At 36.2% G+C, this 13,107-nt stretch carries 13 protein-coding genes; 11 read left to right on the top strand and 2 right to left on the bottom strand.

All coding sequences use genetic code 11. The features are described from left to right. Window positions 1–124 precede the first annotated feature (124 nt). The 3 genes from guaC to C240_RS01500 all read left to right on the top strand — a co-directional run bounded on the left by guaC (window position 125) and on the right by C240_RS01500 (window position 2,572). Complete coding sequence (gene guaC, locus C240_RS01490) at window positions 125–1,102, top strand: GMP reductase (protein ID WP_271489638.1); 978 nt, start codon at window positions 125–127, stop codon at window positions 1,100–1,102. Between the two features lie 155 nt (window positions 1,103–1,257). Then, entirely contained in the window at window positions 1,258–1,599 is a 342-nt protein-coding gene (locus tag C240_RS01495) for a PadR family transcriptional regulator (protein WP_271489639.1), read from the top strand. Further along, entirely contained in the window at window positions 1,586–2,572 is a 987-nt protein-coding gene (locus tag C240_RS01500) for a permease prefix domain 1-containing protein (protein ID WP_271489640.1), read from the top strand. The genes C240_RS01495 and C240_RS01500 overlap by 14 nt, the downstream gene beginning before the upstream one ends. Window positions 2,573–2,627: 55 nt before the next feature. On the opposite strand, the gene C240_RS01505 is transcribed toward C240_RS01500, so the two are convergent. Continuing rightward, window positions 2,628–3,176: an ECF transporter S component gene (locus C240_RS01505; protein WP_271489641.1), complete on the bottom strand. Its 549-nt coding sequence runs from the start codon at window positions 3,174–3,176 to the stop codon at window positions 2,628–2,630. A 15-nt stretch (window positions 3,177–3,191) separates the two neighbouring features. Next, window positions 3,192–4,016: a bifunctional hydroxymethylpyrimidine kinase/phosphomethylpyrimidine kinase gene (gene thiD, locus C240_RS01510; RefSeq protein ID WP_271489642.1), complete on the bottom strand. Its 825-nt coding sequence runs from the start codon at window positions 4,014–4,016 to the stop codon at window positions 3,192–3,194. Between the two features lie 361 nt (window positions 4,017–4,377). Here thiD and C240_RS01515 point away from each other — a divergent pair, with 361 nt between their 5' ends. From C240_RS01515 to thrB, 8 genes are all read left to right on the top strand, one after another. Then, entirely contained in the window at window positions 4,378–5,811 is a 1,434-nt protein-coding gene (locus C240_RS01515; RefSeq protein ID WP_271489643.1) for an aminotransferase-like domain-containing protein, read from the top strand. 37 nt (window positions 5,812–5,848) lie between these two features. Further along, window positions 5,849–6,574 (top strand): nitroreductase family protein, encoded by a 726-nt coding sequence (locus tag C240_RS01520; protein ID WP_271489644.1) that lies wholly within the window; start codon window positions 5,849–5,851, stop codon window positions 6,572–6,574. 113 nt (window positions 6,575–6,687) lie between these two features. Beyond that, window positions 6,688–8,412 carry a phospho-sugar mutase gene (locus C240_RS01525; protein WP_271489645.1) on the top strand — a complete coding sequence of 575 codons (1,725 nt, stop codon included), beginning with the start codon at window positions 6,688–6,690 and terminating at the stop codon, window positions 8,410–8,412. Between the two features lie 113 nt (window positions 8,413–8,525). After that, complete coding sequence (proC, locus tag C240_RS01530) at window positions 8,526–9,299, top strand: pyrroline-5-carboxylate reductase (RefSeq protein ID WP_271489646.1); 774 nt, start codon at window positions 8,526–8,528, stop codon at window positions 9,297–9,299. Window positions 9,300–9,440: 141 nt separating this feature from the next. After that, window positions 9,441–9,728 carry an ArsR/SmtB family transcription factor gene (locus C240_RS01535; protein WP_442896566.1) on the top strand — a complete coding sequence of 96 codons (288 nt, stop codon included), beginning with the start codon at window positions 9,441–9,443 and terminating at the stop codon, window positions 9,726–9,728. A gap of 135 nt (window positions 9,729–9,863) precedes the next feature. Continuing rightward, a complete protein-coding gene (locus C240_RS01540; RefSeq protein WP_271489648.1) occupies window positions 9,864–11,153 on the top strand; it encodes a homoserine dehydrogenase in 1,290 nt (429 codons plus the stop codon). Window positions 11,154–11,157: 4 nt separating this feature from the next. Further along, window positions 11,158–12,216 (top strand): threonine synthase, encoded by a 1,059-nt coding sequence (thrC, locus tag C240_RS01545; RefSeq protein WP_271490724.1) that lies wholly within the window; start codon window positions 11,158–11,160, stop codon window positions 12,214–12,216. After that, window positions 12,213–13,076 carry a homoserine kinase gene (gene thrB / locus C240_RS01550; RefSeq protein ID WP_271489649.1) on the top strand — a complete coding sequence of 288 codons (864 nt, stop codon included), beginning with the start codon at window positions 12,213–12,215 and terminating at the stop codon, window positions 13,074–13,076. Before thrC ends, thrB begins: the two co-directional genes overlap by 4 nt. Window positions 13,077–13,107: the final 31 nt, after the last annotated feature.

Consider the following 13,107-nt stretch of genomic DNA (forward strand, 5'->3'; position numbering starts at 1 on the left):
TTACCTTTGACTTTCTAGGGGAAATAGTGTAAATTATCATGGGTGTTCGAAAATACGAACGATATTATGGTTAATGTTCGTGTTTTTGCGTATTTTAATAGATCTTGCTAGGAGGCAGTAAAGTATGAAAGTATTTGATTATGAAGATGTCCAGTTGATTCCCAATAAATGTATTGTGAACAGCCGATCCGAATGTAATACAGAAGTAAAATTAGGTAAACATACCTTTAAAATGCCTGTAGTTCCAGCGAATATGCAGACGATTATTGATGAGAATATCGCTGAGTTTTTAGCCGAAAATAATTATTTTTACATCATGCATCGTTTTGATGAAAATGCTCGTATCCCTTTTATTGAAAAAATGAATAAAAAAAGATTAATCACTTCAATTAGTGTTGGAGTAAAAGAAGCTGAATATGGATTTGTTGAAGAATTGGCAAAACGCAAATTAGTTCCTGACTATGTGACAATTGATATTGCTCATGGTCATTCTAATGCAGTAATAAATATGATCCAACATTTAAAAAAACATTTACCTGAAACGTTTGTTATCGCGGGTAATGTTGGTACTCCAGAAGCTGTTCGTGAATTGGAAAATGCCGGAGCGGATGCAACCAAAGTTGGAATCGGTCCCGGTAAAGTCTGTATTACAAAAATCAAAACAGGTTTTGGAACAGGCGGCTGGCAATTAGCAGCACTACGTTGGTGTGCTAAAGCTGCGAGAAAACCAATTATCGCTGATGGTGGCATTCGTACACCGGGAGATGTTGCGAAATCGGTTCGTTTTGGTGCGACAATGGTAATGATCGGATCATTATTTGCAGGGCATGAAGAATCTCCTGGTGAAACTAAAGTTGAAGATGGTATTGTTTACAAAGAATATTTTGGCAGTGCTTCTGAATTTCAAAAAGGTGAAAAGAAAAATGTTGAAGGTAAGAAAATTTGGATTCAGCATAAAGGCAGTTTAGCTGATACACTGAATGAAATGCAGCAAGATTTACAATCTTCTATTTCGTATGCTGGCGGGCGTGATCTTGAAGCGATTCGAAAAGTAGATTATGTAATTGTCAAAAACTCAATTTTCAATGGTGATACAATTTAATAAGAATAACATTTAGACAAAAGCAGCTAGTAACCGGAAAAAGGGCTAGTTGCTTTTTTATTTTCAATTTTTTACTTTACCTGTCGTAGTAATCATGTTATGATAATTACAACGACAGACGTAGTACGTTAGGTGTAGTAATCGGAGGTGGTTAAATGATTAGCAGCGATGCTATCAGGGGATACAATGACACGTTTATCTTGTCCGTTTTGATGGAAGGAGACTCATATGGTTATGCAATTTCTAAGCGAATTACAGAAATTTCGGCGAATAATTATTCTATAAAAGAAACCACATTATATTCGGCATTTAACCGTTTAGAAAAAAATAGTTTCATTCAATCGTTTCCGGGACAAGTCACACATGGAAAAAAACGAACATACTATACCATTACCAAAGCTGGAAAAGACTATTTAGAAGAAAAAATCGCAGAATGGCAACTAACTAAAAATGTTGTCGAGCGATTTATTGAGGGGGATAAAAATGAAAACAATTAGAGATTATATTGAAAGCTTATTTTTAGGAATTGCAGAAACAAGTCAAACAAGGAAGTTAAAAGAAGATTTACTAGCCAGTGCAGAAGATCGGTATGAAGATTTGAAAAATCAAGGAAAAACCGAAAATGAAGCAATTGGTGGAGTTATTGCAGAATTTGGTTCTATAGACGAATTGTTGGATGAAATGAATATTAAACAAGATTTTATGGATGAAAAGGGCTATGAAATCGATGAAATTACCTTGGATGAATCGCTTGAATATTTAAGTATTCGCCGCCGGGGAGCAACTTTAATTGGCTTAGGAGTTACGTTGATTATGGTTGGTGTAGCTATTTTTGCAGCGATCGCTGGCGTAATGGGCACAAATGCTGCAGGTGTCGGAGCTGGATTACTCTTTTTATTCTTAGGTGCGGCGATCGGTGTTCCTCTCTTTATTATTGCTGGAACAAAAATTTCTAGTTCAAATAAAAAATTAGACGACCGCTTTATCCCAGTTCAAATAAAAAATGAAATGAAAAAAAGAAAAGAAAGTTTTCAGCGTTCATTTGTATTTTGTATAGTAGCAGGTGTTGTTTTATGTATCTTATCAATTATTCCATTGATTTTCTTTACGACAGTTTTTCAAACAGAGGAGTATGAATTATTTGGAGTTGCCTGTTTATTAATCATTGCTGCGTTTGGTGTCTTTTTCTTCATTTTTGGTGGTGTGATTATGGGAAGCTTTACGAAAATGATCGATCAAACCTATTTTATTTCTGATGAAAGTGAGCTAGGTCCAAGAGCTAAAGCAGAGCGAGAAAAAAAGATTCCATTTTGGCTACAGAACCTTGAAAAAATTTATTGGCCAATTGTCGTAGGAATCTTTTTGATACAAGGATTTGTTCTTGGAAATTGGGCCACAAATTGGGTGGTTTTCCCGGTAGGAGCAATTCTATTTTGGATTCTTGAAAGTATTTTTGGTGATAAAAAATAGCATATCAAAAACTCGCTTACCAGACTATTTGGTAGGCGAGTTTTTAGGTCAACAATTAAAATGCTTGTCTGGTAAAAATTGTATCCATTGCTTTTTTTAGCGGGAAGTACACAAGAGTTACAATGATTATTGTAGTAATAACATTAATCAAAGTTGCAGGTAATTTAGATAATGCACTAGCAAAGGCGACATTAAAATCAGCGCCGGCAATTAATCCCATCGTGGTATTTTTGATTTGGGTCATAATAATTTTAGCAATACCAGTTACAATAGCAATAGAAATGATTTTCCAGATAGCATCAATTTTATTGTGAAAGAACAGAATCATTAAGGCTGCAGCTCCGCCAACGATAAAACTTTCAATAACAAAATAGGGTGCTTCTGCTGCAAAACCATTCATAATATCAAAAATGGCAAACCCGATACCGCCAGCTAATGCACCACGTTTATAGCCAATTAATAGGACGGCTAGTAATAATACTGCATTGCCCAAATGAACAAAAGCGCCAGTTGGTAAAGGAATTTTCAACATTGTACCTAAGATGGTTAAAGCTGCAAAAAGTGCAACCAATACAATTGATGTTGTTGAATTTTTGCTATTCATAAGAAAACAACTCCTTTATTTTTCATTCATTCGGTTTTCCGCTTGGTTATATGCTCCATGCCAAACATGACCGAGAAATGGATTAATTTGTTGTCCGTTTTTAATAGCAGCCTGAACAAATTTTTTAGCTAAACTTACTGCATCAACTACCGAGTAGCCTTTAGCCAGCCCAGCAGTTACTGCAGCAGCAAATGTACAACCAGCACCATGATTGAAATCGGTCGGAACTAACTCAGCTTCTAAAACAGTAAAATCACTACCATCATAAAAAACATCAATCGCTTGTTCCGTTTGAAGACGGTGACCACCTTTGATAACAACATTTTTAGGTCCTAATAGACGAATTTTTTTAGCTGCTTCTTTCATTTGATCGATAGAAGTTAAATCGCCCATTTCAGATAAAATACCAGCTTCTACTAAATTTGGTGTTGTAATAGTTGCTTTAGGTAAAAGTAAACGGGTCATCGCAGCGACATTTTCGGGTTGTAATAATTCACTAGTTCCTTTACATGCCATCACTGGATCAATGACAATATTTTGCATATCAAAAGAATCAATATATTTTCGTGTGATTTCAATTGCTTCAATTGTACCTAACATGCCTGTTTTCATCGCATCTAACGCGCCACCGGCAAAAATTGTTTTAAGCTGTTTATCAACTAGATCCGGATCAATTGGTGTAACAAGGTGGCTCCAATCTTCATCAGGGTCCATAGTGACGATACTTGTTAAAGCTGAAAAACCAAATGTTCCATATTCTTCAAAAGTTTTTAAATCTGCTTGAATTCCAGCACCTCCGCTTGAATCAGATCCAGCAACAGTAAGTACTTTTTTAATCATATACATAACCTCTATTCAAATTTAGATTTTTATATTATTTATTGTAAACGAAAGATCAGTTGACAAAAACAGCCAATTGGGTTATTTTCAACTCATCCAATTGCTGCGATACACAAAGAACGAAGTGATTTGATGTAGAGCAGTACAAGGCGAACGAAAGAGAGAGTTGTGACATATAGTTTGATACACAAAAAACGAAAAGTAAGTTGTATCAATTAAATAATATCCAAAAAATAAATAACTAGATTTAAAATGGTACAAAATAATATTGACAAACCCTTATAATTCAAAGTTGTTCCATTATAAAACGTTTCAATAAATAAAACAAAAATTACAGATCTTTTCAAAGAGGAGTAAAAAAATGTGGACTTTAAAAAAAGAACCAGGTGTTCCGGTTTATGTTAGTATCGTCGAGTTAATTTTATCTTATATAAAAAATGGGGATATACTGCCAGGACAGCGGTTACCTGCAGAAAGAAAGTTAGCAGAATCTTTCAAAGTAAATCGTTCAACAGTTGTGCACGCGCTGGATGAATTGGTAGATTTAGGATGGATTGTCAGAAAACAAGGAAGTGGAACGATCGTTAATGAGGGTAAATGGGGTATTAGCACGACTCCAAGAACTGATTGGCGCCGTTATCTAGATCAAAATGTCTTTGCACAAGTAGACCCTTTTTTAAATCAGATTAATGCGTTATTAAAAAAGCCCAATGAAGATATCTTAGATTTGTACACTGGAGAATTACCTTTAGATTTAATTCCCAGCTTTGCTTTTCCACCATTAACTTGGAAACATTTTTTAAAAGAAGAACAACAAGAAGATTTAGGTTATTTACCTTTAAGAGAAGCGATTAGTCTGGAGATGGAAAGAGAATACGGTTTTACATTATCACCTGAAAGTTTGTTAATTACTTCAGGTGCTCAACAAGCGCTATTTTTAATTTTACAAGTTCTTCTAAAATCTGGGGATAGTGTTGCGATCGAAGATCCATCGTTCCTATACGCTTTGCCGATTTTTCAAGCAGCTGGGATCCGACTATATGGTGTAGAGATGGACGATGAAGGAATCAATTTAGACTCACTAGAAAAAACAATTCGCCAGCATCGAGTTAAAATGATTATGGTAAATCCTTCGTTTCAGAATCCTACCGGAAAAACAATGTCAGTCAAAAGAAGACATGAACTAGTCCGTTTATGCCAGAATTATCAAGTTCCGATTTTAGAAGATGATGTTTTTGCTCGACTAAATTTTGTACCATCTGACCAAATTCCACCTCTAAAAAAAATAGATCCAGAAAATGTTCTATATATTGGCTCACTGTCAAAAATACTTGGATCAACTACTAAGATTGGCTGGCTAAGCGCCCCTAGCTCAATCAACCAACAATTAGCAGAAGCTAGAAAAATGATGGACTTCACATTAAGTATTTTCCCACAATTATTGGCGAATCTTGCGTTATCGGATGATGATTTTTCTGAGAAGATAAATTCATTAAAAAAGACTGTCGAAGCTAGAGGGAAAGCAGTTTATGACATGATTAATAAATTACCAGAATGGCAGGTTGAAATGCCGAAAGGCGGTTTTTACATTTGGGCGCACTGGAAAGCTGGGAATCTTAGACAAAAAGACTTCTATACTTTTTTACAAGAAGGATTACTGATTGCTCCAAGTTTCTTTTTTAGTGAGGATCGTCAAAGCATTCGAATTAATTTTTCCAGAGTTGATGAACAGGATTTGCCACTTGTTGAAATGAGACTTAAACAAATAACTAAAAAATTACGCTCGATTCATTAACGGTATGATAAAATAAAAGTAAATGGAGGGATGCTGTTTGAACGAAACAATTGAATTACTAAAAAATCGGCGAACAAACCGGGATTTTGATGAGAATTACCGTATTCCTGATAATCAGCTGCAAGAGATCTTGGATGCTGCTCGACAAGCGCCTAGTTGGATGAACGGTCAATTTTATAGCATTTTAGTTGTCCAAGATCCTAACATACGACAACAATTAGTCGCATGGAATCCGGGCAATCCGCATATGTTAAAGAGTTCTGTATTTTTAATTTTTGTTGCAGATCTCTATCGAACAAAGTTGGTTAGTGAGTCATATGAAAGTGACTATTTAATTGACCAAAGTGTTGAATCATTACTCGTTGCAACGACGGATGCAGCACTAGCGCTTGAAAATGCTGTAATCGCTGCTGAAAGTCTTGATCTTGGCTCTGTTGTGGTTGGAAGTATTCGTAAACATGGACGTGAGATAAGCGAATTACTTAATTTACCAGAAATGACCCTGCCTTTATTCGGACTAAGTATTGGCAAACCGATCGTTGAAATGAAAGTAAAACCTCGTTTGTCAGAAAATGCGGTGATTCACTATGACACGTACAAGCCATATCCGTATACCGCAATTGAACAATACGACAAGGTTATGAAAGCTTTTGGTGAAGCTCGTGAGACAAAACTTTGGAGTCAAAAATTTGCTGACTATTTCTCCGCAGAACCTAAAATGATAACGGATCAATTATTAAAAACACAAGGTTTATTTAGATAAAATGAAAGCAAACTAAGAATGAATATTTTTAAAAGCCATCTCTTTCCTATGATGAGCTTGAATGATATACTTATTAAGGAGTCAAAAACAATCGAATAGAAGAGGTGTAAAACATGTCTTGGGAACAAGTCTATGAACAATGGCTAAACGAAGAAAATATACCACAAAATTTAAAAACTGAATTAAAAGATCTAAAAGAAGATCCAGAAAAATGTGAAGATGCTTTTTATGCACCTTTAGAATTCGGAACTGCTGGAATGCGTGGGATTCTAGGTGCGGGTATCAACCGTATGAATATTTTTACAATACGCCAAGCAACTGAAGGTTTAGCTCGTTTTATGGATGCACAAGGTCCAGAAGCTAAACGTAGAGGTGTTGCTATTGCTTATGATTCACGTCATATGTCACCGGAATTTGCAATGGAAGCTGCTAAAACGTTAGCAAATCACGATATTCCTGCCTATGTATTTGAAAGCCTACGTCCAACTCCAGAGTTATCCTTTGCAGTAAGACATTTGAATGCTCTAACAGGTATTATGATTACAGCTTCTCATAATCCGGCTGCCTATAATGGTTATAAAGTATATGGTGAAGATGGTGGACAAATGCCGCCAGCCGATGCTGATGCTTTGACAGCTTACGTAAGAGCCGTAGAGAATCCTCTAAAAGTAGAAGTTTTATCTGAAGAAAAAGCTCAACATAGCGAGTTAATTTCAATTATTGGTCAAGAAGTTGACGAGGCTTATCTACAAGAAATAAAATCAGTTACCATTAATCAAGAATTGATTGATGAAATGGGAAAAGAGTTAAAACTTGTTTATACACCACTTCATGGTACTGGGAAAATGCTCGGAGAAAAAGCGCTGAAGCAAGCTGGATTTGAAAAATTTATGCTGGTTCCTGAACAAGCGATTGCTGACCCTGATTTCACAACTGTTAAATCACCAAATCCTGAAGAACATTCTGCTTTTGAATTAGCCATTCGTTTAGGTGAAAAAGAAGATGCAGATTTATTAATTGCAACAGACCCTGATGCGGATCGTTTAGGTGCGGCTGTTCGTTTACCAGATGGTACTTATCAAGTATTGACAGGAAATCAGTTAGGTTCAATTATGATCCAATATATTTTAGAAGCACATAAACAAGCAGGTACTTTGCCAGAAAATGCGGTTGTTTTAAAATCAATCGTATCTAGTGAATTAGCTACAGCTGTTGCGGCTAAATATCAAACAAAAATGGTTGATGTATTAACTGGATTCAAATTTATCGCAGAAAAAATTCAACAATACGAAGAAGATCTTTCTCAAACATTTATGTTTGGTTTTGAAGAAAGCTATGGTTATTTAGTGAAATCTTTTGTACGTGATAAAGATGCGATTCAAGCATTAGTATTGTTAGCTGAAGTAGCTGCTTACTACAAAAAACAAGGCAAAACACTTTACGATGGTTTGCAAGATATCTTTAAAGAATATGGTTATTATGAAGAAAAAACAATTTCTGTGACATTGAGCGGTATTGAAGGCAGTGAGAAAATTAAAGCTCTGATGAAAAAATTCCGTGAAGAAGCGTTGACAGAATTTGCTGGGACAAAAGTAATTCAAACTGAAGACTTTAAAGAATTAACAAGAACTTCTGCTTCTGGGAATGTTGAAACTTTAACAACACCGCCTTCAGATGTTTTAAAATATTTCTTAGAAGATGGTAGTTGGATCGCCATTCGTCCTTCCGGAACTGAACCGAAAATTAAATTTTATCTCGCAACAAAGGCAGACTCTCAAGCAGAAGCTGACCAAAAAATTAAAAACTTTGAACAAGTAGTAAATACGTTAACAAAATAAGCACGTAGAAAAAAGGTATTTGCTTATTCGAAAATAAGGTGGGTCAGACAAAACATCGACCGTTTTGTATTGCTCACCTTATTTTTAAAATTTTATGAGGGGGATTAAGTTCTATGAATATTGGATTTATCGGAGCTGGTCATATGGGAAGTGCGATGATCGAAGGCCTTTTAAAAGCAAAAATAGTTTCACCTAAAAATCTTTATGTAAAAGGTGGTTCAAGTGGTACAGCTGAAGCTTTGCAAGCTAAGTTAGGCTTTCAATTAATTTATGATTATAATCGTTTAAAAGAATGTGAAGTTGTTTTTATAGCAACTGGAGCTAAAATTGTTCTAGAAGTATTACAAGAAGCTGCACCATTTTTGGCAGAGGAAACGATCTTAATTTCTGTAGCAACAGGCCATACGGTTGAAGATGCACAGGCAGTTTTGGGAGCTAAAATACATGTTGTACATGCGATTCCTAATACTCCCGTCAGTGTAAATGAAGGTATGATTGGTGTTGCTTTTGCTCAAATGCCTGAGGAAACAAAAAATAAAGCATTAGCTGTGTTAACGTCATTAGGTAAAGTTGAAGAGGTAAATGAAAACATTTTAGGTACGTTTGGCACAGTAGCTGGCTGTAGTCCGGCGTTTGTCGATATCTTCATGGAGGCATTAGCTGATGGAGCTGTTCGTGAAGGGATGTCTAGAACGTTGGCTTATGAAGTAGTTGCTCAAATGTTACTTGGAACTGCTAAACTAGCGATAGACAGTAAAAAACATCCGGGCGAATTAAAAGATGGAGTAACGTCTCCAGGAGGAAGTACGATTAGAGGCGTTGAAGCTTTAGAGAAAAATGGTTTTAGATATGCAGTGATAGATGCTGTAAAACAAGCGAATAGCTAAACTATTTTAGTGAAGAGATAATGGCAATCTTAGGTGATGATCATTATCTCTTTCTTAGATTTAACTTGATGATAAATCTAGCTTTTTTTTTAGAAATTTTGTTATAATAAGCAAAGAAGATTGAAGAAAGGAAGCTCAGCGATGAAAGAAAACGAAGAAATTCAAAAAGTCAGCCAGCTCTACAAAGTGTTGAGCGATCCCACGCGTTTAAGAATTTTACTTTTATTAAAATCAGGAGAACTAAATGTTACGGCGATAGGTGAAAAACTTTCAATGGAACAATCCGCTGTTTCACATCAATTAAAACTGCTGAGGGATAGTCATGTTGTAAAGTCTAGAAGAGAAGGCAAAACTATCTATTATACGTTAGACGATCATCACGTAATTGATATTCTTAACCAAACTTTTGAACATATTAAACACCAATAACTCACCTTTTCTCTGGTTCTCTCTGGAAAATCACAGAAAAGGGTAGTTTTTTTTTCTACAGTTCGTTATACTATAAACATGTTTTATTAGAATAAGATGAAACGTTTCTAATTTTTTATAGCTGGAGGAAGAAGAATGAAGGAAAAATTAAAGATTGGTTTACTTGGACTAGGTACGGTTGGATCTGGTGTACCAACAATTTTACAAGAACATCAAGAAAAAATTTCTCAAGTAACAGGAATGGAAATTACCATTTCAAAAGCGTTAGTTCGCGATGAAGCAGAAAAAAGACGTCAGGCAGAACAGTTTGATATTCAACTAACGACTAATATTGATGATATTATTAACGATGATGAAATTAAGATTATTGTAGAATTAATAGGAAAAGTAGAACCTGCAAAAACCTTCATTACCAAAGCTCTTGAAAATGGCAAACATATTGTTACGGCAAATAAAGATCTTTTGGCACAACATGGCAGTGAGTTAGTTGCGTTAGCCCAAAAGAATCATTGTGATTTATATTATGAAGCAAGTGTAGCCGGTGGTATCCCAATTTTACGAACAATTGCGAATAGTTTAGCTGCTGATAATATCCAAAAAGTTTTAGGTATTGTCAATGGTACGACTAATTATATGTTGACGCAAATGGTTTCAGCAAAAAAATCTTACGATCAAGCATTAAAAGAAGCACAAGAACTAGGGTTTGCTGAATCTGATCCGACAAATGATGTAGATGGAATTGATGCAGCGTATAAAATGGTGATATTAAGCCAATTTGCTTTCGGAATGAATATAAAATTGGATCAAGTGGAAACCCGTGGTATTCGCGGGTTATCATTGGATGATGTTGAAATGGCAGCGCAACTAGGCTATGAAGTAAAACTTATTGGTTCTTCTGAAAATAAAAACGGTAGTATCGCTGTAGAAGTAGGCCCAATGCTTGTAGCGAAGGCTCATCCGATAGCTTCTGTTCGAAATGAATTTAATGCCGTGTTTATTGAAAGTTCAGGTGTCGGTGAATCAATGTATTACGGACCTGGTGCTGGGGCTAAACCTACGGCTACTAGTGTGGTTAGTGATCTTATTACAATTGCGAAAAATATTCGCTTAGGAACAACCGGACATATGTTTAATGCTTATCAGCATGATACAAAATTAGCTAAAGATGACAGTATTTCTGGAAAGTATTACTTTTCGATTGGCGTACCCGACAGACATGGTCAGATCTTAAAGTTAACTCAAATCATGACAGAAGCCAATGTTAGCTTTGAGCAATTAGTTCAACAGAAGTCAGATGGAACAAGAGCTAGAATTGTCGCGATCACACATACAATTACAAAAGAGCAAATGAAACAGGTCATTAAAGAAATAGAAGCAACCGAAGAATTTGAACTACTAAATACTTTTAAAGTACTGGGGGACTAAGATGATGTATGAAGGATTACTAAAACAATATAAAGAATATTTGCCGATTACAGATAAAACACCAATGATTTCATTGGCTGAAGGAAATACACCATTAATTCCGCTGCATAGTTTATCAAAAGAACTAGGCATCACTTTATATGGAAAATACGAAGGCTTGAACCCAACTGGATCCTTCAAAGATCGTGGTATGGTAATGGCAGTTGCTAAAGCAGTTGAAGAAGGAGCAAAAGCAATTGTCTGTGCTTCAACTGGAAATACTAGTGCAGCAGCAGCAGCATATGCAACACGAGCAGGTGTAAAAGCGTACGTTGTTATTCCTGATGGTAAAATTGCAATGGGCAAGCTGGCGCAAGCAATCATTTATGGGGCGGATATTATTTCTATACCTGGTAATTTTGACGAAGCCTTAAAAGCAGTACGTGATATTGCTAAGACAGAAGCTGTTGCGTTAGTTAATTCGGTGAATCCTTATCGATTAGAAGGTCAAAAGACAGCTGCATTTGAAGTTTGTGAACAATTAGGGCAAGCACCAGATGTTTTAGCGATTCCGGTTGGAAACGCAGGTAACATTTCTGCTTATTGGAAAGGCTTCAAAGAATGGCATGACAAAAAAGGAACGTTATTACCAAGAATGCATGGTTTTGAAGCAGAAGGAGCAGCTGCGATTGTCAAAGGCGAGGTTATCGAGCAGCCGGAAACTATTGCAACAGCAATCAGAATTGGAAATCCAGCTAGCTGGAAATTAGCTGAAGCAGCCCGTGATGAATCAAAAGGGTATATTGATTCTGTAACAGATGAAGAAATACTGAATGCTTATCGAAAAGTTGCTGCTCAAGACGGTGTATTTGTTGAACCAGGCTCTGCTGCGTCACTTGCAGGTGTCATTCAACATGTGAAGAGTGGGAAGATTAAACCAGGGGAAACAGTTGTGACTGTCTTTACTGGCAATGGGTTGAAAGATCCTGATACAGCAATTAATGCAACTGATGTAAAAATTTCAAAAATGAGTGATTTAGAAGAAATGCGTATGCATTTACGTAATGGAGTGTCTGAATTATGAAAATAAGAATTCCCGCTACCAGCGCTAATTTGGGTCCGGGTTTTGACTCTTGCGGTATTGCCCTATCACAGTACCTCAGTATTGAAGTACTAGGTAATGCTAAAGAATGGAAAATAGAACATACTTTAGGGGAAGATATTCCTGTTGATGAAACAAATTTACTAATTCAAACAGCCTTACAAGTTGCTCCTGGCCTTTCGCCTAAAAACTTGAAGATGACTTCGGATATTCCTTTAGCTCGGGGTTTGGGAAGTAGTTCGAGTGTGATAGTTGCTGGGATTGAACTGGCTAATCGTCTTGGAAATTTGAATTTAACACAAAAAAATAAACTTGAGATTGCGACTGAAATTGAAGGGCATCCAGATAATGTTGCTCCAGCGATTTGCGGAGATTTTGTGGTAGCCAGTTATATAGGTGATGAAGTTCATTATGTGAAACACCATTTTCCGATGTGTGATGTGATTGCGTATGTTCCTGATGTCCAACTATTAACATCTGAGAGCCGCAGTGTTCTTCCTAAATCTATGCCATATAAAGAAGCAGTACAAGCCAGTGCAATCGCCAATGTAATGATAGCTGCGATTTTGAATGGAAACCTGCCTTTAGCTGGCGAAATGATGGAAGAGGATCGATGGCATGAAGCATATCGTAATGAATTAGTACCGCATTTGGCGCAAATTCGATCGATAGGTCATGCAGTTGGTGCTTATGGTGCATTTCTAAGTGGTGCTGGTCCGACTGTCTTAGTGTTAACTCCAGAAGAAAAAACGGATCAAATGGTCCTTGAATTAGAGAAACTTTCTCAGTCAGCAACAATTAATGTGCTGTCAATCGATCAAGAAGGAATTCAGGTATTCTAAAAAAGAACAGCAGAGATGATAAAAAATCATC

Source organism: Enterococcus sp. 5H (assembly GCF_028128615.1).
In the GTDB taxonomy this organism is placed as follows: domain Bacteria; phylum Bacillota; class Bacilli; order Lactobacillales; family Enterococcaceae; genus Enterococcus_L.